Genomic DNA, 24,685 nt, shown 5'->3' with positions numbered 1-24,685 from the left:
GACCGCCGTCCCGCCGGGGATCGTCCGCAGCGGTCGGGCGCTTCGCGGGGTGACTGGCAGGACCGGCGCCCGCAGGGTGAGCGTCCGCAGGGGGACCGTCCGCAGTGGCAGGACCGCCGTCCCACGGGGGATCGTCCGCAGGGGGACCGCCCGCAGTGGCAGGACCGCCGTCCCGCCGGGGACCGTCCGCAGCGGTCGGGCGCTCCCCGGGGTGACTGGCAGGACCGTCGTCCCTCGGGTGAGCGTCCGCAGGGAGACCGTCCGCAGTGGCAGGACCGCCGTCCCTCCGGCGAGCGTCCGCAGGGCGGAGGCCACGGGCGATCGGATGCCCCTCGCGGTGACTGGCGGGACCGCCGTCCCACGGGAGGCGGTCGCGGACGGCCCGACGACCGGGGACAGGCCGAGCACCGTCCGGAACGGACGCCGCCGGCGCCGACCGGTCCGCCGATCCCGGAGTGGGTCGACCCGCGTGACCTGGACTCCTCCGTGCGCCAGGCCCTTCGGGGCCTCGAGTCGCGCAATGCCGATCGGGTGGCCGGTCACCTGGTCGCCGCGGGTTCGCTGGTCGACGACGAGCCGGCGGAGGCCCTCGCCCACGCCCGGGCCGCTCGCGACCGGGCGTCGCGGATCGCCGTGGTGCGCGAGGCGGTCGGCGTGGCCGCCTACCACGCCGGTGACTACGCCGAGGCTGCCCGCGAACTGCGGGCCTTCCGGCGCATGAGCGGGGAGCACGGCTACCGCGCCGTCCTCGCCGACTGCGAACGGGCGCTGGGCCGGCCCGAGGTGGCGCTCCGCCTCGTCCGCGAGGCGCTGGGCGACCAGCCGGACGCTGAGGAGACGATCGAGCTGCGCCTGGTGGAGGCCGGAGCCCGGCAGGACCTCGATGAACTGCCGGCGGCACGGCTGGTCCTCGAGCAGGCGCTCGGGGGCCGCCCCACCCTCGGGACGGTCGACCTGACCGACCCGGGCAGGCTCCGGCTGGCCACCGCCTACGCCGAGCTCCTGGCCGCGTGCGGCGAGCAGACCCTGGCCGACGAGTGGCGGTCCGCCGTCGACGCCCATGCCCCCGTGGATGACGACGTGGAGTTCTCCGAGGAAGAACTCGCCGAGGACGAGCTGCAGGAGGAGGACTCGGCGGTGGACGAGGAGCTGGCCCCCGCCGTTCCCTCGGACGACGGCGCTACGGCGTCGGCCGAGGACGAGGTGGTCGACCAGCCGGATCCGACGGACCGGGTGACCGACGCCGACATCGAGGCCGAGGTCGCCGAACTGCTCGGCGAGATCGAGCCGCCGGACGACGCCCAGCACTGACCACCGACAGAGGTCCGGTCTCCGTCCACACCGCCACCCGGGGTCCACAGACGGAGACCGGAGCCGTTCAGGGGCCTCTCGCGCGACGAGGCTGCCCGTCATGAGCGTGGCAGTGATCGACCGGAACGACGTGGTGCTCCGCGGGCGGCTGTCGGGCCCGGCGGAGCTGAAGACCCTGCCCAGCGGCGACCTGCTGGTCACCTTCCGGCTGGTGGTCCGCCGGCCGGAGCCCCGAGCACGAGGCCAGTCCGTGGACGTGCTCACCTGCGTCACCTACGACCGCGGTCTCCAGCGTCGCGTCGCTGCCTGGGAGGCCGGGGAAGCCGTGGAGGTCGAGGGTGCGCTGCAGCGGCGGTTCTGGCGGACGCCGACCGGCACCGCATCGGTGTGCGAGGTGAACTGCCGGCGCGGCCGCAAGGTGTCCCGCACCGCCGAGGTCGGAACGGCGTGAGCGGCCGGTCAGCGGACCTCGGGCCGGTCGTGCGGCCGGAGCACCAGGCCGGTTCGCGGCTTGGGCACGAAGAGCGTCGACTTGCGCGGCATCCGTGCGCCCGCTCGCGCGACGGCGGCCACGTCGGCCGGCGACGGCGGCCGGAGCAGGACCGCGACCCCTTGACGGGTCAGCGCGCCCGTGAGGGCCTCGTCGACCGAGTGCGCGACCAGCAGCGAGTCCGGGTCGTCCCGCCGCCGCCACGACCGCTGGACCAGCCCGTGGTGGGCGAGCACCACGTCCAGCCCTCGCCACGAGGTCGGTGCCTGTGCGGGGACGCTGGCCCGGACCTCGGGCGACGGACTGTCGAGTCGGGCCAGTCGCCGCCCGTCACTGACCAGGAAGCCGGACTCCGTCGGGTCGGCCAGCCAGTCCTGGACGGCGCCCGGCAGATCATCCTGGCCAGCGGCCATGCCGGTCACGCGGAAGTCCCGGGCAGCCGCAGCGAGCGCGTCGTCGAACGGGAGGTCGGGCACGACGCGGTGGATCGCGCGCACGCGGAGGCCACCCGGCCCCATGGGCGTCAGCAGGGCCAGGACGGCGAACCGCTCGCCGGGGGAGGAGGCAGCCAGCGCCTGGACCGCGGCGAAACGATGGTGCCCGTCGGCGATCACCGCTCCGGTGCGGCCCAGTGCCGCCGTCACCTGCGCCACGAGTCGGCGGTCGATCACCCGCCACAGGCTGTGCCGGACCCCGTCGGCGTCGTCCACGACCAGCGTCGCGTCGCCGTCCTGGCCCGCCCCGGTGAGGGCCGAGACCTCCGGCTCGGGGTCGTGGGCGAGCACGATGGGTTCGAGATCGGTGTCGGTCGCCGCCAGCAGTGCACGCCGGCCCTCCACGGCGACGGGGAAGGTGTCCTCGTGCGGCAGGACGGCCCGAGAACCTGCGGCGGGCAGCGCGACGGCACCCAACCAGCCGACCGTCGCCGGCGTGCCGTCCGAGGGCCGCATCTCGTAGACCCACAGCGCCGGCTCCGGATCACGCTCGAGCACGCCGTCGGTCTCCCACGCGCGCAGGGCGTGGGCGGCCTGCTCGACCGACCGCCGCAACTCGTCGGCGCCGGAGTCGCCGGCGGCGGGGACCACCCGCGGGAGGATGAGGCGGACGACGTTGTGCGGGTCGGCGGCGGCCAGGCGTTCCCGCCCCTCGGGGGTGACCAGGTCGTAGGCTGGCGAGCTGACCCGGGCCAGGTGCTCGGGGTCGCGTCGCGAGAAGGTCAGCGCGCGGAAGGGTCGGACCTCGAGCCCGGCCGCGGGTGTGGGCGGGTGGTCCGCCGGCGACGAGGGCACGACGGGCATCGTAGGAGCGGCGCGCACACGGCCGCCGCGGTGGCCGTGCGGGCGGTGCAGCAGCCGGCGGTGCCATCGGTGTCCGGCTGCACCTGGACGGAGGGGGTGACGGTGTCCGACGCGGGAACTCCCGGAGGCGACGTGTACGAGTGGTACCAGCGGGGGCTGCAGCTGCTCACCCGTGGTGATCCAGCGGCCGCGGCCACGCTGCTGGCCCGGGCGGCCGAGGTCGAACCGGGCTCACGCAGCCTCCTGGAGGCGCTGGCCCGCGCCCAGTACGACGCCGGCCGGTACCTCGAGGCGATCGGCACCTTCCGCGAGCTGATCACCCGCAACCCCACCGACGACTACGCCCAGTTCGGGCTCGGGCTCGCCGCCAGCCGGGCGGGGGACCTCGACCTCGCCGCCGAGCACCTGGCGCTCGCGGTGGCGATGCGTCCCGAGCTGGGGCACTACTCCCGTGCGCTGCGCGGGGTGCGCGCCCGCCGCACGCGGGGAACGGCGTGACCACCACCGGGCCCGCGCTCGCCCGCGGCAGCGCCCAGCCGCCCACGGCCGTCTACGACGTGGCGCTCCTCGACCTCGACGGTGTCGTCTACGTCGGTCCGGACGCCGTCCCCGGCGTGCCCGCGGCCCTGGCCACCGCCCGCTCGGCCGGCATGCGGCTGGGCTTCGTGACCAACAACGCGGCCCGGACGCCCGAGGAGGTCGCCGAGCACCTGTGCGATCTGGGGGTCGCGGCGGCGGCCGCCGACGTCATCACGAGTTCGCAGGCGGCCGCCACCGTCGTGGCCGAGCTGCTGGGGGACGGCGCGCGGGTGCTGCCGGTGGGTGGACCCGGCGTGGCGGCGGCGTTGACCGCGGCCGGCCTCACCGTGGTCGCCGCCGCCGAGGACGAGCCGCTCGCCGTCGTCCAGGGGTACGGGCGCGACGTCGGCTGGGCGCAGTTGGCCGAAGCGGTCGTCGCCGTCCGGCGCGGAGCACGGCACGTCGCCACGAACACCGACGCGACCATCCCCTCCCCACGTGGGCCGCTGCCGGGCAACGGGGCGATGGTCGGGGTGGTCAGCGCGGTCACCGGCCGGCCGCCGCTGGTCACCGGCAAGCCCGATCCGGCCATGCACGCCGAGTGCGTCCGGCGTACCGGTGCCCGGCGGCCGCTGGTCGTGGGGGACCGGCTGGACACCGACATCGAGGGCGCCGGGCGGGCCGGTGCCGCCAGCCTGCTGGTCCTCTCCGGCGTCACCGACCCGGCCACCCTGCTCGCCGCCGCTCCGCACCAGCGGCCGGACCTGCTGTCGGTCGACGCCGGCGGGCTCCTCGACGTGCACCCGGGCGTGGTCCCCGCCGACGGCGGCGGGTGGCGGTGCGGCGCGTGGTGGGCGCGACCGGACCCGGAGCGGGGGCACCTCCAGCTCGGGCGTACGGGAGGGGAGTCCGAGCGGGAGGCCGACGGCCTGGACGCGTTGCGCGCCCTGTGCGTGGCCCACTGGACCCGCGAGCCCGACGGCTCCGCGCCGGCCCGTGTCCGGGCGCTGGGCGCTCCCGCGGCTGCGGCCCTGAGCCGCTGGCAGCTGTCCGACTGACATGGCCGACGACCGCCGCAGCGCGCGAGGGGGAGGGCACCCCAGCGCCGGAGCAGCGGTCGAGCGGTCCGCGGCCCGCCGCGCTCCGCGCCGGGAACCGGCCATGAGCCGGCCCGGTGGTCAGAGCATCTTGCGCAGCCTCAGCATGTCCCGCAGGCCCGCCTCCAGCTTCACCTTCCCCGACGCCCAGGCCGGTGCGAAGGAGAGCCGCCCGTCGGTCAGGGACAGGAGGTCGTCGCTGGTCATGGTGAGCCGGATGTCGGCCTTCTCCAGGGACTGGTCGACCGGCTCGGCCCGCAGCTCGTGGACCGAGCCGCGGGCCAGCCGGCCCCGCACCACCTGGTCCAGGTCCGGCAGTGTGCAGGACAGGCTGCGGTCCAGCCCGGCCGCGGCGGGGCTGGCCGCCAGGTCACCGAGGATGCGCTTGAGCGCCGTCATGCACTGCTCCATGGTCGCCACGCGGAGGATCCTCCAACAACGGACGGGGTCGGGTGTCGGGAGGTCGTGTCCGGTCCGCGGCCCGTGCCCGCAGGCGGCGCCCGGTAACCTCGCCAGCCGGGACGACGGCCCGCCCCGGCGCGCCGGTCGGGCCGCCCCGTCCCACCCCGGCGCCGCGGTGCGCCACCGCCCGCCCACCCGAGAGGCCAGCCATGACCGAGCCGAGTCGCCCGCGACCGGTCCCCGGGCCGACGCGGCCTATACCGGGACCGCCGGGTGGTCCGGTGGCGGTGCCCGGTCCGCCGGGGACGTCAGACCGGGCGGCCGAGACGACCGAGCCCGGGGGAGGGACCGGCGGGAGCTCTCCCTTCGCCGACCTGACGCAGCTGCCGGTCAGCGAGCACGTCGCCGTCTTCGAGGCCGAGCACGCCCGGCTGCAGCGCGAGCTCGCCACGATCGACCAGGTCTGACGGTGCGCCGCAGCCGGCTGGATGCGGAGCTCGTGCGGCGCGGCCTGGCCCGGTCCCGGGAGCACGCCGTCGCCCTCATCGCCGAGGGGAGGGTGGCCGTGTCCGGCCGGGCGGCCACCAAGCCGGCGACCGGTGTGGACGCGAACACCCCGGTCGTCGTCCGGACCGACCCCGACCGGCCCAGCTGGGTCTCCCGCGGCGCGCACAAGCTGTTGGGCGCGCTCGACGCCTTCGGGGTCCCGGTGGAGGGCCGCCGGGCCCTGGACGCCGGGGCCTCCACCGGCGGGTTCACCGAGGTGCTGCTGCACCGCGGGGCCCGCGAGGTCGTCGCCGTCGACGTCGGCTACGGCGAGCTCGCCTGGTCACTGCGCACCGACGACCGGGTCAGGGTCCTCGAGCGGACCAACGTGCGCACGCTGACGCCGGAGCAGATCGGCGACCCGGTCGACCTGGTCGTGGCCGACCTGTCGTTCATCTCCCTGCGCCTGGTCCTGCCGGCGCTCACCGCCTGTGCCACCGAGGGGGCTGACCTGCTCCCGATGGTGAAGCCGCAGTTCGAGGTGGGCCGCGAGCGACTGGGCGCGGGCGGGGTGGTGCGCGACCCGGCGCACCGGCAGGCCGCCGTGCTCGAGGTGGCCGAGGCCGCCGCCGGGCTCGGCTGGGGCACCGCGGGTGTCGTCGCGAGCCCCCTGCCCGGCCCGGCCGGCAACGTCGAGTTCTTCCTCCGGCTGCGGCGCGACGCCGGCCCACCCCGGGAGGACGACGTGCGCCGCGCCGTCGAGGAGGGACCATCGTGAACGGTTCCCGAGAGTCCTGCGGGCCGGCGCACCGCACCCGACGGGGCAGCTCGCCCACCACCACCATCGAGGAGGACGCGTGACAGAGGTCAGCCCAGCGTGGGCGCTCAGCGACAACCGGCACGTCCTGCTCGCCGTGCACACCGGCCGCCAGGACATCGTCGAGCTCGCCCGCAGCTCCGCCGCCCGGCTGGCCCGGGCCGGGATCACCGTGCGGCTGCTGGAGGACGAGGCCGGCGCGCTGGGCCTCGACGACGCCGAGGTCGTGCCCGCCGACGCGGAGGCCGCCCGCGGCGCGGAGATCGTCATGGTGTTCGGCGGGGACGGCACCTTCCTGCGCGCCGCCGAACTGGCCCGCTACAGCAACGCCGCGCTCATGGGCGTCAACCTGGGCCGGGTCGGCTTCCTCGCCGAGACCGAGCCGGAGGCGGTCGAGGAGACGCTGCTGGCGATCGAGCGGTGCGAGTACTCGGTGGAGAAGCGGCTCGCCATCGAGGTCGACGTCCTGGACGCCCGCGGGGTCGTCGTGGGCGGTACCTGGGCGCTCAACGAGGCGTCGGTGGAGAAGTCGGAGCGCTCACGGGTCCTCGACCTGGTGGTCGCCATCGACGGCCGGCCCCTGACCAGCTTCGGCTGCGACGGCGTCCTGTTCTCCACGCCCACCGGCTCCACCGCCTACGCGTTCTCCGCCGGGGGCCCGGTCGTGTGGCCCGACGTCGAGGCCATGCTGGTCGTGCCGTCCAACGCCCACGCCCTCTTCGCCCGGCCCCTGGTCACCTCGCCGGACTCCGTCCTCACCGTGGCCATCCCGGCGGACGGCAACAGGGCACGCGTCTCCGCCGACGGCCGGCGGGTGCTGGAGGTACCCGAGGGCGGGCGCGTCGACGTGCGCCGGGCTGCCCGCCCGGTGCGGATCGCCCGCGTGCACCAGGCCACCTTCGGCGACCGGCTGGTGGCCAAGTTCGGGTTGCCGGTGCGCGGCTTCCGTGACGCCCGCGGGCACGACCCCGGCCGCGAACTCGCTCCTCCGCGCAACGTGCTGACCCGCGACCTCGTCGACCTCGGGACCGTGGAGGGAGGCGGCGGTGGCAGCACGGACGACGACGCGTGAGCCCCGGCCCGCGGCGCAGCGTGCACCGCGGGCCGACCCGCTGGGCCGGCTGACGGAGCTGCGCATCCGCGGTCTGGGCGCGATCGACGACGTCACGCTGGAACTGGGCCCCGGGCTGACCGTCGTCACCGGGGAGACCGGCGCCGGCAAGACCATGGTGGTCACCGGGCTCACGTTGCTCTTCGGCGGCCGCGCCGACCCGGGCCGGGTGCGGGCCAGCGGTCGGGCCGGCGTCGAGGGCAGGCTGACCCTGCCCGCGGAGTCGCCGGTGTGGCAGCGGGCGGCCGATGCCGGTGCCGACCCCGACGAGGACGGCAGCCTGATCCTCGCCCGCACCGTCAGCGCGGAGGGCCGCTCCCGAGCCCACCTCGGGGGTCGCAGCGTGCCGGTCGGTGTCGTCGCCGAGCTGGCCGAGGGGCTGCTGGCCGTGCACGGGCAGAGCGACCAGCTCCGGCTGTCCCGGCCGGCCGAGCAGCGCCGCGCCCTGGACCGCTACGCCGGGCCCGAGCACCTGCAGGTCCTCGACCGCTACCGGGAGGCCCACGCCCGGTGGCGGCAGCTGGCCGCGGACCTCGACCGCCGCCGCGGCCAGGCCCGGGAACTGGCCCAGGCCGCGGACGTCCTGCGCCACGGCCTGGAGGAGATCGACGCCGTCGCGCCCCAGCCGGGAGAGGACGAGGAGCTCGACACGCAGGCCCGGCGGCTCAGCGACGCCGACGCACTGCGCGCGGCCGCCGACGAGGCACGCATGGCCCTGGTCGGCGACGTCACGGGCGAGATGGGTGCCGAGGGGCTGCCGCAGGACGCCACGGCGTCCCTGGCCATCGCCGAGCGCGCGCTGGCCGCCTCCGACGACCCCACCCTGGTCCTGCTGGCCCAGGACCTCGCCGACGCCGTCGCCGTCGTCTCCGACGTCGCCGGCCAGCTCGCCAGCTACGTCGCCGACCTCGACGCGGACCCCGCCCGGCTCGCGGAGGTGCTCGACCGCCGGGCCGCCATCACCGCGCTGGTGCGCAAGTACGCCGACGCGGGAGCCGGCGCCACCGGGGTCCTGGCCTGGGCCGAGGACGCGCGTCGCCGGCTCGACGAGCTCGACGTCTCCGACGAGGCCCTCGAGGCCCTGGCCGCGGCCCGGGACACCGCCCGGGCCGAGGTGGACGACCTCGGCGCCCGTGTCTCGGCCGGCCGGCGGGCCGCCGCCGACGGCTTCGCCGCCGAGGTGGGCCGGGAACTGGCCGGGCTGGCCATGAAGAGCGCCCGGGTGTCCTTCTCGATCGACAGCGATCCCGGCGCGCCCGGACCGGAGGGCATCGACGAGGTCGCCCTGCTCATGGCGGCCCACCCCGGTGCTCCGCCCCGACCGGTGCACAAGGGCGCCTCCGGCGGTGAGCTCTCCAGGGTCATGCTCGCCATCGAGGTGGTCTTCGCCGGGGCCGACCCGGTGCCGGTCATGGTCTTCGACGAGGTCGACGCCGGGGTCGGCGGCCAGGCGGCCGGCGAGATCGGCCGGCGGCTGGCCCGGCTGGCGCGCGACCACCAGGTCGTCGTCGTCACCCACCTGGCGCAGGTCGCGGCGTTCGCCGACACCCACCTCGTCGTCGACAAGACCCCGGACACCGGCGCGGGGGTGACCGCGACCGACATCCGCGCCGTCGAGGACGAGGACCGGGTGCGCGAACTCGCCCGCATGCTGTCGGGGCTGGCCGACAGCGACACCGGCCAGGCGCACGCGCGGGAGCTGCTGGCGGTCGCGGCGTCCGCACGGGACGAGGCCGCCTGAACGGGAGACCCCCGGCCGGGTGAGCACAGGAGTGGTGCCGGCGGGGCCGGGGTAGGTGTCGATCGTGCACAACCGATACCCGGTCCCCGCGGATCACCGGCCCGCTGCCCGCTCGCTGACCGGCGCGGCCCGGTGACGCTCTTCTCCTGCGCCGACGAGTCGGCGCACTACGGGTTCTCCGTCAGCATGCTGCTGCAGCAGTACCGCGACCAGCTGCGCTGGACGGACGACGGCGTGGTGGAACTGGGCACCGGTGACGCCACCGCGATCGCCGACGTGGTCGCCGGGCTGCCCGAGCTGCGGGTGCGCAGCTTCGACATCAGCGCCTCGTCGGTCGCCGCCGCGCGCGCGAACATCGCCGCCCGCGGGGTCGCCGACCGCTACACCGTCGAGCTCGGCGACTTCTTCGAGGGAGCCGACTCGGCCGGCGGCCTCCCGGTGTCCACCGTCATCGCCAACCCGCCCTACATCCCGGCGCCCGACGGGGACATCCTCATGCCCGAGCTGTGGGGCGGGGTCCACGGCAACGACCTGGTCCTGCGACTGCTCAAGGCCGGCTACACCAACGTGCTCGTCGCCGTGCCGAGCTACTCCGACCCGGGCGGCACCGTCCGGACGGCGACCGACCTGGGCTACCGGGTGGCCAACTTCCTCGCCATGGGACTGGACTACGGCCGCTACAGCTCCGAGCCGCGGGTGCGCGCGCACATCCGGGCGCTGTGCGCCGAGGGCCGCGGCTGGAGCGGGGAGGACGGGTACATGGTCGCCGTCGCCCTGTTCACCCAGGATCCCGACATCCCCGGGGACCGCTCCGCGCAGCTGCTGCGGGCGTTGAAGCTGCCGGGCTGAGGTCCGGCCGCCGCGGGTCCACCACCTGGGGCGGACGACGGCGTCACCGCCGCTTCGCGTACCCGGCCAGTCCGAACTGCAGCAGCGCGAGCCCCCGCTCCCCGCGGACGGCCAGCTCCGCCGACAGCGCCGGACCGGTCACCCCCGCCAGCACCCGGTCGCGGGCCAGCTCGAGCAGCGCCCCGTAGAGGCCCAGGACCGAGTGCGCGGCCAGCCAGGGGGCCAGCTCGCCCGGCTCGGCCTGCGTCTCCTCGGCGACCAGCCCGGCCAGCGCGGTGGTCAGCTCGCCGATGATCTCCCGCTCACGCACCTGGAGCGTCCGGCTGCCGCGGATGACCCGCGCCATCTCCGCCACCCCGGCCGCCGCCTCGGGAGCTCCCAGCCCGCTCATCGCCCGCACCACGAACGTGCCCGCGGCGGCCGTCACCGACTCGCCGGCCGGCCGGCCCCGGACGGCGTCCAGCAGTGCCGCCCGCATGGGCGGGTCGGCCTCGAAGACCAGCCCCTCCTTGACCGGGAAGTGGTTGAACACCGTCTTCTCGACCACCCCCGCGCGCTGGGCGATCTCCACGACGCTCACCGCGTCGAAGCCGCGCTCGGCGAACAGCTCGGCGGCGGCGTCGACGATGCTGGCGCGGGTCTGCTGCCGCCGCCGCTCCCGCAGTCCCGGCCCCCGCAGGGCCCGCCGCCCACGGCGTCCCCGGCCGGCCGGCTCCGCCTGCGGGGTCGCCGCGGGGGCCGCCGACCCGGCCGTCACCGGCGCCGACGCGCCGGGCACCGGTGGGGGAGGGGCGTCGAGGCGCACCACGTCGTCGTCGTCGGGTCCGGGGACCGGCGTGGCCGGGACCGCTCCGTCCGGGAGGTCGTCGACCGCCGCGCCCGGTGGGGGGCCGTCGCCTTCGTGCGTGCGGCCGACTGCATGCGCCCCAGGAGTCACCCCGGCAACGGTAGCCAGCGATCCCGGGTACCGCGCCGGGGGCTCCCGCTGCAGGAGGCGCGGCGTGTCGCCCCCTCCGTGGTGTCGAACACGCTGCGTGAGCGGCAGGTGGCTGGTGCGCGTCGGAGGGCGGCGCGTCCGAGGCCGCATGGGAGAGTGCAGGCCATGCGCATCGGCTCCCTCCGTCGAGGCCGGGCTCAGGAGTCGGCACCCGGAGTGACCGGCACCGTGCGGCTGGACCGCCGCACGAAGAACCTGACGAAGCGCCTGCGGCCCGGCGACATCGCCGTCATCGACCACACCGACATCGACCGCGTGAGCGCCGACTCGCTGGTCGGCTGCCGCGTCGCGGCGGTGGTCAACGCCTCGCCCAGCATCTCCGGCCGGTATCCCAACCTGGGCCCGGAGATCCTCTCCAAGGCCGGCATCCCCCTGGTCGACGGCGTCGGCAAGGAGGTCCTGGCCGCGGTCAAGGAGGGCACCCCCGTCCGTCTCGACGGCGGCACGCTGATGCTCGAGGACGGCACGGTGATCGCGTCGGGAACCGAGCAGACGCCGGAGTCGATCGCCGAGGCGATGGCGGAGGCCAAGGCGGGGCTGTCGGTCCAGCTGGAGGCCTTCGCCACCAACACCATGGAGTACATGAAGCGCGAGCGCGCGCTGCTCCTCGACGGCGTCGGGGTGCCCGACGTCGTCACGCAGATCGAGGGCCGGCACGTCCTGGTCGTCGTCCGCGGGTACGACTACAAGGAGGACCTGCAGGCGCTGCGGTCCTACATCCGGGACTACCGGCCCGTGCTGATCGGCGTGGACGGCGGCGCCGACGCGCTCATCGAGGCCGGCTACCAGCCGGACATGATCATCGGCGACATGGACTCGGTGAGCGACGACGTCCTGCGCTGCGGCGCCGAGGTGGTCGTCCACGCCTACGCCGACGGCCGGGCACCGGGCCTGGCCCGCGTGCAGGACCTGGGCGTGGAGGCGATCACCTTCCCGGCCTCGGCCACCAGCGAGGACATCGCCATGCTGCTCGCCGACGAGAAGGGCGCCACCCTCATCGTCGCGGTCGGGACGCACGCCACCCTCGTCGAGTTCCTGGACAAGGGCCGCGGCGGCATGGCCTCGACCTTCCTCACCCGGCTGCGCCTGGGCGGCAAGCTCGTCGACGCCAAGGGCGTGAGCCGGCTCTACCGCAGCCGCATCTCGACCACGACGCTGGTCGTCCTGGTGCTGGCCGCCTTCCTCGCCATCGGTTCGACCCTCGCGGTCTCCGCGGCCGGCCGGGTGTACCTCGACCTGCTGCTCGACCAATGGAACAGCTTCGTGTTCTGGCTGGAGAACCTCTTCACGTGATCGACTTCCGCTACCACCTGGTCTCGCTGATCGCGGTCTTCCTCGCGGTCGCGCTGGGCATCGTCATCGGCACCACGGCCCTCAACGAGCCGATCCTCGCCGACATCGAGAACCAGGTGACCGCGCTGGAGCAGGACAAGCGCGACCTCGAGGACCAGAACCGGGAGCTGCAGGCCGAGCTCGACACCGGCGGCGCCTTCGAGGAGGCCGTCGCGCCGTCGCTGGTCGCCGGCGCCCTTGCCGGGCGCAGCGTCGTGCTGGTCGTCGCCGGTGAGGACGTCGCCGAGGAGACGGTCGAGGAGGTGTCCGCGCTGATCGCCGCGGCCGGTGGGCAGGTGACCGGGACGCTGGCCCTGCAGCCGGAGTACAGCGACCCGGCCAGCGCTGCGGGCCTGCAGAGCTACGTCACCGGGCCGGGGCTGCCCACCGGGCTGTCCCTCCCCGAGACCGACGACACCGGCCAGCTGGTCGCCGGGCTGCTGGCCCAGGTGCTGATGCGCCCGGACACCCTCGGTGCCGCCGAACCCGACGGCACCGCGCTGTCGTCGGTCCTGGCCGGGCTGTCCGCCCTCGACGTGCTCACCCAGGAGTCCCCGGCGGTGACGGCCGCCGACTACGCCGTCGTCCTCACCGCCGGCGCCTTCGCCGAGGAGGAGGCCGCGGAGCGCACCGATGCGCTGGTCGACCTGGCCGTCGCGCTGGACGCGGCCGGCTCCGGCGCCGTCGTGGCGGGCGACGCCCCGTCGGCCCGGGAGACCGGCCTGGTCGGCGTCATCCGCGCGGACCCCGAGATCTCCGCGGCGGTGTCCACCGTCGACAACGTCGGCTCCGCCGCCGGCCGGATCAGCACCGTGCTCGCGCTGGGCCGGGAGAGCGAGGGCACGTCGGGCAAGTACGGCACCGGTGAGGACACCCAGCCGGTGCCTCCGGTCCCGGCCGCGCCGTGAGCCGGGACGACGAGGGCGGGGTGCGCCGCCGGGTGCTGCTGACCCTCGGCGGTGCCGCGGCGGCGCGGCTGGGCCTGGCCGCTGCCGCAGCGCTCAGCGGCCGGCCGGCCGGAGCCCCGTGGCGGCGGACGAACTACGCCGGCCGGCCGGTGACCCTGCTCGGCGGCCCCGCCCTGGCGGCAGCCGTGACGCTCACGGCCGCCGCCGGCGCCCCGCCCGGGACGCGGGCCGCGGCCACGCTCGTCGGCGCGGTCTCCGGACTGGTGGGCGGCTACGACGACCTCGCCGGCGCACGACCGGACCAGGCCCGGGACAAGGGCCTGGCCGGCCACCTCCGGGCGCTGCGCGCCGGACGGGTCTCCGCGGGCGCGGTCAAGGTCGCGGGCATCGGCGCCGCGGCCGCAGCCGCGGCCGCGCTGATGAGGGACCCCGCTGCCCCCCACGCCTCGCTCCGCTCGGCCCGGGACCCCGCAGCGGGGCCGTCCCATCCCCTCACCACGCTCGCCGACGCCGTGCTCACCACCGGGCTGGTCGCCGGCACCGCGAACCTGGTGAACCTCCTGGACCTGCGCCCCGGCCGCGCCGCCAAGGCCGCGAGCCTGCTGGCGGCCGCCACCGTCGGCGGTCGGGCAGGCACGCTGGTCGCCGGCCCCCTGGGCGCGACCGTGGCCGTGCTGCCCGACGACCTGGGCGAGCGGGTCATGCTCGGCGACTGCGGGGCCAACGCCGTGGGCGCCGTGCTCGGGCTGCGCCTGGCCGCCCTGCCCGGACGCCGCGCCCGCGGGGGGCTGCTGGCCGGCGTCGTGGCGCTCACCCTCGCCAGCGAGCGGGTCAGCTTCACGACCGTCATCGAGGCCACCCCGGGCCTGCGCGAACTGGACCGGCTCGGCCGCCGTCCGGCATGAGCCGGCGGCAGGCGCTGGCGGGCGTGGCCGGTGCGGCGGCGCTGATCGCCGTCCTCACGGTGCTGGCCCGGCTGGCGGGGTTCGGTCGCACGCTGGTGTTCACCAACACCGTCGGCGCCGGCAGCACCGGCGACACGTACCTGGCGGCCAACAACGTCCCGAACATCGTCTTCGAGGTCGTCGCCGGCGGTGCGCTGGCCAGCCTGGTCGTGCCGATGCTGGCCGGCGGCATCGCGACCGGCGACCGGGACCAGGTGCGCCGCACCGCCTCCGCGCTGCTCGGCTGGAGCCTGCTGGTGCTCGTCCCGCTGGCCGTCGGCGTCGCGGTGTTCGCCGAGCCGATCGCGCGGCTGCTGCTGGGCTCCGCGGACGATGCCCAGGTCCAGCTGGCCGCCCGCTTCCTGCTGGTCTTCGCCCCGCAGGTGGTCCTCTACGGCATCGGCATCGTGCTGACCGGGGTGCTGCAGGCGCACCGCCGGTTCGGCGCCCCGGCGCTGGCCCCGCTGCTGTCCAGCGTCGTGGTGGCCGGGGCCTACGTCGCCTTCGCCGTCGTCGGCGGCAGCCGGAGCGCCGGCGACCTGTCGACGCCGGCGGAGCTGGTGCTGTCGGTGGGGACGACGCTCGGGGTGGTCGCCCTGACCCTGAGCCTGCTGCTGCCGGTGCGGCGGCTGGGGCTGCGCCTGCGGCTGTCGCTGCGCTTCCCGGTGGGCGCCGCGCCGCGGGTCCGGCGGCTGGCCGTGGCCGGCGTGCTCACCCTCGCCGGGCAGCAGCTGGTCGCCGCGGTCGCGATCCGCCTGGCCAACACCGACGCCCCCGACGGCACCCAGGTCGTCTACGCCGCCGGGCTGACGCTGTTCCTCGTGCCCTGGGCGGCGATCGCCGTGCCGCTGGCCGTCTCGGCCTACCCGGGGCTGGCCGAGCGCGCCGGCACCGGTGACGACGACGGGTTCCGCCGCGCGCTGGCTCCCGTCGCCGTCCTCGTGCTGGTCGGCACGCTGGTCGCCGCGGCCGTCCTCGTCGCGGTGTCGGGGCCGATGGCGCGGGTCTTCCTCACCGGTGGGCCGCCGGCCACCGTGGGCGCGCTCCGGGACACCATCGTCGCCTTCGCCCCCGGCCTGCCCGGGTACGGGCTCGTCGCGCTGCTCACCCGCGCCCTCTACGCCCGAGGGCTGTGGAAGGCGCCGACCGTCTGCGTGCTCGGCGGCTGGCTGCTCGCGGTGGCCGCCGACGTGGTGCTGGCCGCGGTGCTGCCCGCCGCGGACCGCGGCCTGGCCCTGGGCACGGGTCACAGCATCGGGGTCACCGCCGCCGGCCTGGGCCTGCTCGTCGTCGTCGCCCGCGTGGTCGGGCCGGCCGGCCTGACCGGCGTGCTGCGCACCGGGCTGCCGGCGCTCGTCGCGGCCGCGCTCGCGGCCGCCGCCGGCCTGCTCGTCGCCGGCACGCTCGGCGCCGACCCGGTGCCCCGCGGCAGCCTCCCCGCCACCGTCGGTGCCGGCGGGCTGGCCGCGGCGGCCGCACTCGCCGTGGCGGCGGCGGTCATGATGGGAACCGCGCGGGGCCCGCTGCGGTCGGCCGTGCGCATGCTGCGTTCGACCGATCGGCAGGAGGTGCACGGTGGCTGAGCGGCACCCGCTGCGGGGCCGCCGGGTGGCCGAGGTCCTGGCCACCAGCACCGGCGGTGTGGGCACCCACGTGCGCGCCCTGCTGCCCGCCCTGCTGGCGGCCGGTGCGCAGGCCCGGGTGTGCGGCCCGGCGGCCACCGAGACGCTGTTCGGCTTCACCGCGACCGGCGCCGGGTTCGCGGCCGTCGAGATCTCCGCCGGGCTGGCCCCGCTGGCCGACGCCCGCGCCGTGGCCGCGCTCCGGCGCGCCACCGCGGGCACCGACCTGGTGCACGCCCACGGCCTGCGGGCCGGTCTGGTCGCCGCGGCGGCCCGCCGGCTGGGCGCGCAGCGCACCCGGCCCCTGGTGCTCACGCTGCACAACGCGCTGCCCCCCGGCGGCGGCGCCCGGCGCCGGCTGCTGGCCCTGGCCGAGCGGGCCACCGTCCGCGGTGCCGACATCGTGCTCGCCGCCTCGGCCGACCTGGCCGAGAACGCCTGGCGGCAGGGCGCCCGGGACGTGCGGGTCGCGCCGGTCTCGGCGCCGCCGCTGCCCGCCCCCGTCGCCTCGCCCGCCGAGGTCCGCGCCGGGCTGGGGATGGCCGACGGCCGCCCGCTGGTGGTGGCGGTGGGCCGGCTGCACCCGCAGAAGGGCTACGACGTCCTGCTCGACGCCGCCGCCCGGTGGGCCACCGACCCGCGGCTGACGGTCCCGCCGCTGGTCGCCGTCGCCGGGGACGGACCCCTGCAGGCGGAGCTGGCCGGCCGGATCTCCGCGGAGCACCTGCCGGTCGCCCTGCTCGGCCGCCGCACCGACGTCGCCGACCTGCTCGCCGCCGCCGACCTCGCCGTGCTGCCGTCGGTCTGGGAGGCGCGCTCGCTGACCGCCCAGGAGGCGCTGCGGTCGGGCACCCCGCTGGTCGCCACGCGGACCGGCGGGCTGCCCGAGCTGCTGGGGGACGGTGCGGAGCTGGTCCCGGTGGGGGACGCCGCCGCCCTGGCCGAGGCGGTGACGGCGCTGCTCACCGATCCGCCGCGGGCCCGGCGGCTGGCCGAGGCCGGCAGCGCCCGCGCCGCCACCTGGCCCGACGAGGCCGGCACGGCGCGCCAGCTGGTCGCCGTCTACCGCGAGCTGCTCGGAGCGCCGGGGACCGGCGCATGAGGACGTCGGCCGCCCGCCTGGGCGTGCTGCTGCTCGCCGTCCTCGCCGTGCTGCTGACCACCGGCGGCCCGGCCGGCGCCGCGCCCGCGCCCACCGCCGACCGGGTGCTCGTCGTCGGCGTCCCGGGTCTGGTCTGGAGCGACGTCGACCCCGCGGGCACGCCGAACCTGTGGGCCCTGGCCGAGGACGCCCCGATCTCCGCCGTGTCGGTGCGCGCCGCCCGTTCCACCACCTGCCTGCTCGACGGCTGGGCCACCCTCGGTGCCGGCAACCGGGCCCGGTTCCCGGCGCCGGACGAGATCCCGCCGCCGGTCCCGCTGCCCACGGTGCCGCTGCCGGGCGAGACACCGGACGCCGGGGGCGGGCCCGCGGACGACGCCCCTGCCGACGACGCGCCGCCCGGCGAGCAGGCGGTGCCCGTCCCCGCGCCGACGCCGTCGCTGTCGCACTGCGGACTGCAGGAGCGGCTGGCCTCGGCCGGGCTGGCCGATCCGCGGTCGGCGGTCGCCGCGGTCGCCGCGGACCGGGCCTCGGCCCGCTTCGGCGCGGAACCCGCGGCGCTGGGTGCCGCGGTGGGCTGCGCCACGGTCGTCGGCCGGGCCCCGGCCGTGGCGGTCGCCGCCCCGGGCGTCGCGCTCGCCCAGCAGGAGGGGCTGCCGGTCGACGCCGGCCTGCTCGGCGACCTGCTGGCCGGCTGCCCGCTGACCCTGGTGTCCCTCGACGCGCTGACCGACGCCGGGGAGCCGGGGCTCGAGGGCAGCGACACCGGCACCGAGGAGCGGCTCCGGGCGACCGCGCTCGCCGCCATCGACACCGCCGTCGGCCGGCTGACCGAGGCCGTCGCCGCGGCGCCGGGGGAGACGCTGTTGTTGCTGCAGGGGGTGTCCGAGGTGGGCGACGGCCGCCCGCAGCTGCACGTGGGCATCGCCTCCGGGCCGGGCCACACCGGTGCCGGCTGGCTGACGTCGGCCAGCACGGGGCGGGCGCCGTTCACCCAGCTCATCGACGTGGCCCCGACCGTGCTGGGTGCGCTGGGGCTGGACGTGCCGGCGTCCATGAACGGGCAGCCGCTGCAGGTCGACGGCCCCCGGCCGGCGCTGCCGGAGGCCGTCGACGTCCTGACCGACGCCAACACCGCCGCGACCGTGCACCACCGCAGCACCGGCACGTTCTTCTGGGCGCTGGTGGCGGTGGACGCGGCCGTCGTGGGCCTGGGCCTGCTGGCGGCCGGGGGACGACGCCGCGACCGGGCTCCGCGGCCGGCGGGGGAGGCGCTGCGCTCGGTGCTGCGCCCGGTCGCCCTGGGCGCCGCCGCGCTCCCGGTGGCCACCTACCTCGCCGGGCTGGTGCCGTGGGAGCGGGCCGGCGGGGGACCGGCCGGCCTGGTCATGGCCGGCAGCGTCCTGGGTGCGGCACTGCTCGTGCTCGCCGTCGCCGCGCTCGGCCCCTGGCGCCACCATCGCCTCGGCCCACCGGCCGCGATCCTCGTCATCACCCTGGCCACCCTGGTCGGGGACGTGCTGACCGGATCGCAGCTGGAGCTCAACGGTCTGCTGGGCTACGACGCGATCGTCGCCGGGCGGTTCACCGGCTACGGCAACCTCAGCTTCGGTCTGCTGGCGGTCAGCGCGCTGCTGCTCACCGCGGCCGCGGCCACCGCGGCCGGGCGGCGGGCACCGGCCGGCCGCGCCCGGCTCGTCGTGGCGGGCACGGTCCTCGGGGCGGGGGTGCTCACCGTGCTGGTCATCGGCACGCCGGGGCTGGGCCGGGACTTCGGCGGCGTGCTGGCGGCGCTGCCCGGGTTCCTGCTGCTGGCGATGCTGCTCACCCGGACGCGGGTGACGGTGACCCGGCTGGCCGGGGTGCTGGCGCTGGCGGTGCTCGCCGTCGGCACGCTCGCCGTCCTGGACTGGCTGCGGCCGGCGGCCGAGCGCAGCCACCTGGGGCGCTTCGTCGAGCAGCTGTTGACCGGCGAGGCGTGGACCGTGGTCGGCCGCAAGGCCCGGGCCAACCTCGACATCCTGTTCGGCAGCCCACTGGCCTGGCTGCTGCCGGTCGCGCTGGTCGCCGCCGTCTGGCTGGTGCGCCCCGGCGGACGGGCCCGCGGTCGGTGGGGGAGCCGGCTGCCGGCGCCGCTGCGCGGCCCGGGACTGCTCCGGGGCCGGGACGACCTGCTGCCGGCCGGGGACCTCGCCGCGCTGCGGGCCGGCCTGGTCGCCGTGGCCCTGAGCCTGGTGGTCGGCGCCGCGGTGAACGACTCGGGTGTGGCGCTGCCGGCGACGGCGGCGGCGCTGCTGGTGCCGCTGCTGGTGTGGCTGGGTGCCGGGCGACGGGCGCCGGGCGCCGGTGCCGCAGCCGGCCGCACCCACCGCTCAGCGCCGGTGCCGGGAGCCGACCGTGTTACGGTCGTCTCCCGTGGATCGACCGTCGGGAATGTCTGAATCCCTCTCATCACGTGGCCTCCTGCACAACTCCCAGCCGACGAAGTTCGTCTTCGTCACCGGCGGAGTCGTCTCCTCACTCGGCAAGGGCCTGACGGCCAGTTCGCTCGGCGCGCTGCTGTCCAGCCGCGGGCTGCGGGTGACGATGCAGAAGCTCGACCCCTACCTCAACGTCGACCCCGGCACGATGAACCCGTTCCAGCACGGTGAGGTCTTCGTCACCGAGGACGGCGCCGAGACCGACCTCGACATCGGTCACTACGAGCGGTTCCTCGACACCGACCTGACCGGGCGGGCCAACGTCACGACCGGGCAGGTCTACTCCGACGTGATCGCCAAGGAGCGGCGCGGGGAGTACCTCGGCGACACCGTCCAGGTCATCCCGCACATCACCAACGAGATCAAGGCCCGCATCATGGCGGGGGCCGACGGGGGTGCGGCGGGGAGCGATCGGGTGGACGTCGTCATCACCGAGGTCGGCGGCACCGTGGGCGACATCGAGTCGCTGCCCTTCCTGGAGGCTGCCCGCCAGGTGCGGCACGAGATCGGCCGGGACAACTGCTTCTTCCTGCACATCTCGCTGGTGCCCTACATCGCGCCGTCGGGGGAGCTGAAGACCAAGCCGACCCAGCACTCGGTGGCCGCGCTGCGCACCGTCGGCATCCAGCCCGACGCGCTGGTGTGCCGCTCCGACCGGGAGATCGGCACCGGCCTCAAGCGCAAGATCAGCCTGATGTGCGACGTCGACGCCGAGGGGGTCATCTCCTGCCCGGACGCGCCGTCGATCTACGACATCCCCAAGGTGCTGCACCGCGAGGGCCTCGACGCCTACGTCGTCCGCCGGCTGGGCCTGCCGTTCCGGGACGTCGACTGGACCGTGTGGGGCGACCTCCTCGACCGGGTGCACGCGCCGAAGCAGACGGTGACCGTCGCGTTGGTCGGCAAGTACATCGACCTGCCCGACGCGTACCTGTCGGTGACCGAGGCGCTGCGGGCCGGCGGGTTCGCCTCCCGCAGCCGGGTGGAGATCCGATGGGTGCCCTCCGACGAGTGCCAGACGCCCGAGGGCGCCGCCCACGCGCTGGCCGGGGTCGACGGGGTGTGCGTCCCCGGCGGCTTCGGGGTGCGCGGCATCGAGGGGAAGCTCGGCGCCATCCGGTTCGCCCGGGTGAACGGCGTCCCGCTGCTGGGCCTGTGCCTGGGCCTGCAGTGCATGGTCATCGAGGCCGCCCGCAACCTGGCAGGGCTGGCGGAGGCCAACTCCACCGAGTTCGACCCCGACACCCCGGACCCGGTGATCGCCACGATGGCCAGCCAGGTCGACGTCGTGGCCGGCGACCGCGACATGGGCGGCACCATGCGGCTGGGCAGCTACCCGGCGGCCCTGCAGAAGGGCTCCGTGGCGGCGGCGGCCTACGCGTCCACCGAGATCACCGAGCGTCACCGGCACCGCTACGAGGTGGCCAACGCCTACCGCGACCGGCTGACCGAGGCCGGCCTGGTGTTCTCCGGGACCTCACCGGACGGCCTGCTGGTCGAGTTCGCCGAGCTGCCCGCCGACGTCCACCCCTTCTTCGTCGGCACCCAGGCGCACCCCGAGCTGAAGAGCCGGCCGACCCGCCCGCACCCCCTGTTCGCGGCGTTCGTGCAGGCCGCGATCGACTTCTCCGAGTCCGCCCGGCTGCCGGTGCCGCTCGACGAGGCCGAGAAGGTCGGGATCTGATGGCGCTCGGGTCCACCGCGGCACAGGAGGTGGGGATCTGATGCGGCTCGGGTCCGCGGCGCCGCGGGAGGTGGGCACCTGATGGCGGAGGCCCACGAGTACCGGCTGCTCGCCAGCGAGCCGGTGTACGAGGGCCGGGTCATCTCGCTGCACCGGGACACCGTCGCCATGCCCGGCGGCGGGGACAGCGTCCGTGAGGTGGTGCGGCACCCCGGAGCGGTCGCCGTCGTCGCGCTCGACGACGAGGACCGGGTCCTGCTGCTGCGGCAGTACCGGCACCCGGTCGGGGCCTACCTGTGGGAGCTGCCGGCCGGCCTGCGCGACGCCCACGGCGAGCCGCCGGTGGAGACGGCCCGGCGCGAGCTGGCGGAGGAGGCGCAGCTGTCGGCGCGGCGCTGGTCGCTGCTGACCACGCACCACAGCAGTCCGGGCTTCTGCGACGAGACGGTGCTGATCTACCTCGCCGAGGGGCTGGCCGACGCCGAGCTGCCGGAGGGGTTCACCGCCGAGCACGAGGAGCTGGACATGCAGCTGGACCGGGTGCCGCTGGCCGAGGCGGTCCAGCGGGTGTTCACCGGGGAGATCCGCAACGCCTCGGCCGTCGTGGGCCTGCTCGCCGCCGCCCAGTACCGGGCCTCCGGCCCACGGCTGCGCCCCCTCGACGCCGAGTAGCCCCCGGGGAGGACGGGCCCCTGCGGACGGCAGGGGTTCTCTCCTCAGCCGATGACCACCGGTGTGGAGCGGCCGGCCTGCACCCAGCGCAGCGAGTAGGCGTCCTCGATCTCCTCCTCCAGCCAGAACACGTAGGCGCTGCCGGGCTCCAGGCCAGCGAAGGTGACGGTCACCGGCTCGCAGCCGGCCGGCTGGGGGGCCAGCTGTACCGGTGGGGCGGGTTGGGTGCCGCCCACCAGCCGCTGGCTGACCGCCTGGACGCGGTAGCCGCGGACGTCGGCAGAGGCGTCGGCCTGCCAGCTCACCGTCGCCGTCCCGGGACCGGGGACCACCCCCGGCCAGATCTGCCGGGGCCGCGAGTAGCCGCTGCACGGGGTGTCCGGCCGCGGCTCGAGTTCCGGGGCGGCGCCCCGCGGCACGTACGGGGGGACGACGTCGATCGGACCGGGGCGCGGCACCGAGACCGTGAGGCCCGCGGTCGCCGGGGCCGGCACCACCGGAGCGGGCGGCGCGGGGGCCGAGACGGCGGGTGCGGACGCCGGTGCCGCCGGGGCCACCGCGACCGGAGCCGGGGCCGTCGTCGCCCGTGCCGCCACGACCTGCGCCCCGAGCGCCGCGGCCGGACCGCTCAGCGCGATCAGCCCGACCGCGGACAGCACGGCCGCCGTGCCGGTCGCGCGCACGCGGCGGGGCGCTCGCCGGGCCGCCGCCCGCGCCGTCACTCGAGCCACGTGCGCCTCCCCTGGTCGGGACAGGCATCGGCACGCGGTGCCGCTCTCTCAACGCGAACCGTGCGACGTCACCCCATCGGGGCCGACGTGCCGGAGCCCGCTGCCCGGGGTCCCGGGGACAACCCCAGCCGGTCCAGTTCGAGGGCGGCCAGGGCCCGCGTGGCGGAGGGGTCCCCGGCACGCCAGGCGGCGGCCGTGCCGGCCGGCACCGCGGCCAGCCGGGCCAGCGGCGCGGTGGCCAGGGCGCGGACGGCGAGGACGTCGGGGTCGGCCGTGGCCAGCCGGCGGGCGGCCTGCGCCTCCCGCACCCAGCCCAGCCGCCAGGGCAGCCAGCGCAGCAGCAGCCAGGCCACCGGCAGCACCACGAGGAGGACGGCGAGCACCGTGGCCAGGGTGCCGACGGCGTCCTGCGCGGCCTGACCGGCGCTCCCGGCGGAGCCGCCGGCGTCGCCGAGGGCGTCGAACGGTGCGGCCAGGTCGTCGCCGACCAGCGGGACGTCCTCGGCCGCCTCCGCGGCCGTGGACATGCTGCCGGCCACCGACGCGCCGAGGTCGGCCACCGCCCGGCCCGGCTCGGCCAGCACCAGCACCGCCCCGTGGACGGCGCGGGCGACCAGCACCCAGCCGACCAGCCAGGCCAGCAGGCCGAGGTCGGCGCCCAGCTGGCGGGTCCGCAGCCGGGGGCTCGGGGCGTACAGGCGCATGGGACGTCCTCGAGGTCGGCGCAGGGTGGACCGGCTCGGCCTACCCGGGCGCGCCGGTCCTCACCCCGCGAGGTGACCGGCCCGGTCGGCGCCGGCGGGGGACGGCCGCCGCCCCCCTAGACTCCGCCCGGGTGCGCCCGGACCGGGCGGCCCGGACACGCGGGAGGGCCCCGTCACCCTCGGGACGCGCCCCGCTGGACAGGAGGCGACGATGCGGGTCGGGGTCCCCCGAGAGGTGAAGAACCGGGAGTACCGGGTGGCGCTCACCCCGGCGGGGGTGACCGAGCTGACCCGCGCCGGCCACACCGTGCTGGTCGAGCAGGGCGCGGGGGAGGGGTCCTCCATCCCCGACGCCGACTTCACCGCGGCCGGAGCCAGGATCGTCCCCGCCGCCGACGACGTGTGGGCCGACGCGGACCTGCTGCTCAAGGTCAAGGAGCCGATCGCCGAGGAGTACGGGCGACTGCGGGCCGGCCAGACGCTGTTCACCTACCTGCACCTCGCCGCGTCCCGCGAGTGCACCGACGCCCTCGTCGCCTCCGGGACCACCGCGATCGCCTACGAGACGGTGCAGACCGCCGACGGGGCGCTCCCGCTGCTGGCCCCGATGTCGGAGGTGGCCGGGCGCATGGCCCCACAGGTCGGCGCGCACAGCCTGGAGCGGGCGCACGGCGGCCGGGGGGTGCTGCTCGGCGGGGTGTCGGGCGTCTACGCCGCCAAGGTCGTGGTCATCGGCGCCGGGGTCTCGGGGATGAACGCCGCCGCGATCGCGCTGGGCATGCAGGCCGAGGTCGTCGTCCTCGACCGGGACATCGACAAGCTGCGCGCCGCCGACCGGATCTACCAGGGGCACCTGCAGACGGTCGCCTCCAACGCCTACGAGGTCGAGCGCGCGGTCCTCGACGCCGACCTGGTCATCGGCGCGGTGCTGGTGCCCGGCGCGAAGGCGCCCACGCTGATCAGCAACGAGCTGGTGTCCCGGATGAAGTCGGGTTCGGTGCTCGTCGACATCGCGGTCGACCAGGGCGGCTGCTTCGCCGACACCCGCCCGACCACGCACGACGACCCGACGTTCCGGGTGCACGAGTCGGTCTTCTACTGCGTGGCCAACATGCCGGGCGCGGTGCCGAACACCTCCACGCACGCGCTGACCAACGTCACGCTGCCCTACGTGATGGAGCTGGCCACCCAGGGGACGGTGGCCGCGGTGCACGCCGACCGGGCCCTCGCCCACGGCGTCAACGTGGTCGCCGGCCAGGTGGTGCTGCACGAGGTCGCGGAGGCGCACGGGATGACCGCGGTCGCCCTGGAGGAGGTGCTGTCCTGACGACAGCGACGGGAGCATCGCAGCGAGCGCCGGCGAGCGAGGAGCGGACCGGCGCGCGGAG

The 24,685-nt window shown here is 76.7% G+C and carries 24 protein-coding genes; 18 read left to right on the top strand and 6 right to left on the bottom strand.

What is annotated here, in order from left to right; genetic code table 11:
- The coding region (locus GCU56_RS23580; RefSeq protein ID WP_204332694.1) for a hypothetical protein at positions 1-315 on the bottom strand (315 nt) is incomplete at its 3' end.
- Positions 316-486: 171 nt separating this feature from the next.
- On the opposite strand from GCU56_RS23580, the gene GCU56_RS22795 reads away from it, so the two are divergent.
- Both GCU56_RS22795 and GCU56_RS22790 read left to right on the top strand, forming a co-directional pair.
- Entirely contained in the window at positions 487-1,311 is an 825-nt protein-coding gene (locus GCU56_RS22795) for a tetratricopeptide repeat protein (protein WP_163484482.1), read from the top strand.
- 100 nt (positions 1,312-1,411) lie between these two features.
- A complete protein-coding gene (locus tag GCU56_RS22790) occupies positions 1,412-1,762 on the top strand; it encodes a single-stranded DNA-binding protein (protein ID WP_163484481.1) in 351 nt (116 codons plus the stop codon).
- A gap of 8 nt (positions 1,763-1,770) precedes the next feature.
- On the opposite strand, the gene GCU56_RS22785 is transcribed toward GCU56_RS22790, so the two are convergent.
- Positions 1,771-3,099 (bottom strand): DUF1015 domain-containing protein, encoded by a 1,329-nt coding sequence (locus GCU56_RS22785; RefSeq protein ID WP_163484480.1) that lies wholly within the window; start codon positions 3,097-3,099, stop codon positions 1,771-1,773.
- Positions 3,100-3,231: 132 nt separating this feature from the next.
- On the opposite strand from GCU56_RS22785, the gene GCU56_RS22780 reads away from it, so the two are divergent.
- The gene (locus GCU56_RS22780) at positions 3,232-3,597 is read left to right on the top strand and encodes a tetratricopeptide repeat protein (protein WP_345772025.1); all 366 of its coding nucleotides are present in this window, start codon (positions 3,232-3,234) and stop codon (positions 3,595-3,597) included.
- Positions 3,594-4,676, top strand: a complete 1,083-nt coding sequence (locus GCU56_RS25440) for an HAD-IIA family hydrolase (RefSeq protein ID WP_163484479.1) — start codon at positions 3,594-3,596, stop codon at positions 4,674-4,676. Before GCU56_RS22780 ends, GCU56_RS25440 begins: the two co-directional genes overlap by 4 nt.
- A 120-nt stretch (positions 4,677-4,796) precedes the next feature.
- On the opposite strand, the gene GCU56_RS22770 is transcribed toward GCU56_RS25440, so the two are convergent.
- Entirely contained in the window at positions 4,797-5,126 is a 330-nt protein-coding gene (locus tag GCU56_RS22770) for an alkyl sulfatase C-terminal domain-containing protein (protein ID WP_204332700.1), read from the bottom strand.
- A gap of 272 nt (positions 5,127-5,398) precedes the next feature.
- On the opposite strand from GCU56_RS22770, the gene GCU56_RS22765 reads away from it, so the two are divergent.
- The 5 genes from GCU56_RS22765 to GCU56_RS22745 all read left to right on the top strand — a co-directional run bounded on the left by GCU56_RS22765 (position 5,399) and on the right by GCU56_RS22745 (position 10,121).
- Positions 5,399-5,584, top strand: coding sequence for a hypothetical protein (locus GCU56_RS22765; RefSeq protein ID WP_163484464.1), 186 nt, complete (start codon positions 5,399-5,401; stop codon positions 5,582-5,584).
- 2 nt (positions 5,585-5,586) lie between these two features.
- The gene (locus GCU56_RS22760) at positions 5,587-6,381 is read left to right on the top strand and encodes a TlyA family RNA methyltransferase (RefSeq protein WP_345772024.1); all 795 of its coding nucleotides are present in this window, start codon (positions 5,587-5,589) and stop codon (positions 6,379-6,381) included.
- Positions 6,382-6,460: 79 nt separating this feature from the next.
- The gene (locus GCU56_RS22755) at positions 6,461-7,492 is read left to right on the top strand and encodes an NAD kinase (protein WP_163484477.1); all 1,032 of its coding nucleotides are present in this window, start codon (positions 6,461-6,463) and stop codon (positions 7,490-7,492) included.
- Entirely contained in the window at positions 7,467-9,272 is a 1,806-nt protein-coding gene (gene recN / locus GCU56_RS22750) for a DNA repair protein RecN (RefSeq protein ID WP_345772023.1), read from the top strand. The genes GCU56_RS22755 and recN overlap by 26 nt, the downstream gene beginning before the upstream one ends.
- 132 nt (positions 9,273-9,404) lie before the next feature.
- On the top strand, positions 9,405-10,121 hold the full coding sequence (locus GCU56_RS22745) for a methyltransferase (RefSeq protein ID WP_163484476.1): 717 nt from the start codon (positions 9,405-9,407) through the stop codon (positions 10,119-10,121).
- A gap of 43 nt (positions 10,122-10,164) precedes the next feature.
- On the opposite strand, the gene GCU56_RS22740 is transcribed toward GCU56_RS22745, so the two are convergent.
- The gene (locus GCU56_RS22740) at positions 10,165-11,058 is read right to left on the bottom strand and encodes a TetR family transcriptional regulator (RefSeq protein WP_163484475.1); all 894 of its coding nucleotides are present in this window, start codon (positions 11,056-11,058) and stop codon (positions 10,165-10,167) included.
- A 216-nt stretch (positions 11,059-11,274) separates the two neighbouring features.
- Here GCU56_RS22740 and steA point away from each other — a divergent pair, with 216 nt between their 5' ends.
- The 8 genes from steA to GCU56_RS22700 all read left to right on the top strand — a co-directional run bounded on the left by steA (position 11,275) and on the right by GCU56_RS22700 (position 21,862).
- Entirely contained in the window at positions 11,275-12,411 is a 1,137-nt protein-coding gene (gene steA / locus GCU56_RS22735; RefSeq protein WP_345772022.1) for a putative cytokinetic ring protein SteA, read from the top strand.
- The gene (locus tag GCU56_RS22730; RefSeq protein WP_163484473.1) at positions 12,408-13,358 is read left to right on the top strand and encodes a copper transporter; all 951 of its coding nucleotides are present in this window, start codon (positions 12,408-12,410) and stop codon (positions 13,356-13,358) included. Before steA ends, GCU56_RS22730 begins: the two co-directional genes overlap by 4 nt.
- Positions 13,355-14,263, top strand: coding sequence for a hypothetical protein (locus tag GCU56_RS22725; RefSeq protein ID WP_345772021.1), 909 nt, complete (start codon positions 13,355-13,357; stop codon positions 14,261-14,263). The genes GCU56_RS22730 and GCU56_RS22725 overlap by 4 nt, the downstream gene beginning before the upstream one ends.
- Positions 14,260-15,885 carry a murein biosynthesis integral membrane protein MurJ gene (gene murJ, locus GCU56_RS22720; protein ID WP_163484472.1) on the top strand — a complete coding sequence of 542 codons (1,626 nt, stop codon included), beginning with the start codon at positions 14,260-14,262 and terminating at the stop codon, positions 15,883-15,885. Before GCU56_RS22725 ends, murJ begins: the two co-directional genes overlap by 4 nt.
- Complete coding sequence (locus GCU56_RS22715; protein WP_163484471.1) at positions 15,878-17,026, top strand: glycosyltransferase; 1,149 nt, start codon at positions 15,878-15,880, stop codon at positions 17,024-17,026. Before murJ ends, GCU56_RS22715 begins: the two co-directional genes overlap by 8 nt.
- Positions 17,023-19,467 (top strand): hypothetical protein, encoded by a 2,445-nt coding sequence (locus GCU56_RS22710; RefSeq protein ID WP_163484470.1) that lies wholly within the window; start codon positions 17,023-17,025, stop codon positions 19,465-19,467. The genes GCU56_RS22715 and GCU56_RS22710 overlap by 4 nt, the downstream gene beginning before the upstream one ends.
- A complete protein-coding gene (locus tag GCU56_RS22705) occupies positions 19,460-21,190 on the top strand; it encodes a CTP synthase (protein WP_163484469.1) in 1,731 nt (576 codons plus the stop codon). Before GCU56_RS22710 ends, GCU56_RS22705 begins: the two co-directional genes overlap by 8 nt.
- 81 nt (positions 21,191-21,271) lie before the next feature.
- Positions 21,272-21,862, top strand: coding sequence for an NUDIX domain-containing protein (locus GCU56_RS22700; RefSeq protein ID WP_163484468.1), 591 nt, complete (start codon positions 21,272-21,274; stop codon positions 21,860-21,862).
- A 44-nt stretch (positions 21,863-21,906) separates the two neighbouring features.
- Here the strand turns inward: GCU56_RS22700 and GCU56_RS22695 are convergent, their stop codons facing one another.
- Both GCU56_RS22695 and GCU56_RS22690 read right to left on the bottom strand, forming a co-directional pair.
- Complete coding sequence (locus GCU56_RS22695; protein ID WP_163484467.1) at positions 21,907-22,593, bottom strand: fibronectin type III domain-containing protein; 687 nt, start codon at positions 22,591-22,593, stop codon at positions 21,907-21,909.
- A gap of 68 nt (positions 22,594-22,661) precedes the next feature.
- Positions 22,662-23,297 carry a hypothetical protein gene (locus tag GCU56_RS22690; RefSeq protein ID WP_163484466.1) on the bottom strand — a complete coding sequence of 212 codons (636 nt, stop codon included), beginning with the start codon at positions 23,295-23,297 and terminating at the stop codon, positions 22,662-22,664.
- 211 nt (positions 23,298-23,508) lie between these two features.
- Here GCU56_RS22690 and ald point away from each other — a divergent pair, with 211 nt between their 5' ends.
- Positions 23,509-24,624, top strand: a complete 1,116-nt coding sequence (ald, locus tag GCU56_RS22685; protein ID WP_163484465.1) for an alanine dehydrogenase — start codon at positions 23,509-23,511, stop codon at positions 24,622-24,624.
- Positions 24,625-24,685: the final 61 nt, after the last annotated feature.

The sequence above is a fragment of the Geodermatophilus sabuli genome (genome assembly GCF_010686765.1).
Classification (GTDB): Bacteria; Actinomycetota; Actinomycetes; order Mycobacteriales; family Geodermatophilaceae; genus Geodermatophilus; species Geodermatophilus sabuli_A.
Note: the sequence above shows the minus strand (reverse complement) of the source record. Positions and strands in the feature narration are given on the sequence as shown.

Coding starts and splice junctions, on each gene's coding strand:
- GCU56_RS22790 (WP_163484481.1), top strand. CDS start 1,412: ATGAGCGTGGCAGTGATCGACCGGAACGACGTGGTGCTCCGCGGGCGG.
- GCU56_RS22710 (WP_163484470.1), top strand. CDS start 17,023: ATGAGGACGTCGGCCGCCCGCCTGGGCGTGCTGCTGCTCGCCGTCCTC.
- GCU56_RS22700 (WP_163484468.1), top strand. CDS start 21,272: ATGGCGGAGGCCCACGAGTACCGGCTGCTCGCCAGCGAGCCGGTGTAC.
- murJ (WP_163484472.1), top strand. CDS start 14,260: ATGAGCCGGCGGCAGGCGCTGGCGGGCGTGGCCGGTGCGGCGGCGCTG.
- GCU56_RS22785 (WP_163484480.1), bottom strand. CDS start 3,099: ATGCCCGTCGTGCCCTCGTCGCCGGCGGACCACCCGCCCACACCCGCG.
- GCU56_RS22705 (WP_163484469.1), top strand. CDS start 19,460: ATGTCTGAATCCCTCTCATCACGTGGCCTCCTGCACAACTCCCAGCCG.
- GCU56_RS22690 (WP_163484466.1), bottom strand. CDS start 23,297: ATGCGCCTGTACGCCCCGAGCCCCCGGCTGCGGACCCGCCAGCTGGGC.
- GCU56_RS22770 (WP_204332700.1), bottom strand. CDS start 5,126: ATGGAGCAGTGCATGACGGCGCTCAAGCGCATCCTCGGTGACCTGGCG.
- ald (WP_163484465.1), top strand. CDS start 23,509: ATGCGGGTCGGGGTCCCCCGAGAGGTGAAGAACCGGGAGTACCGGGTG.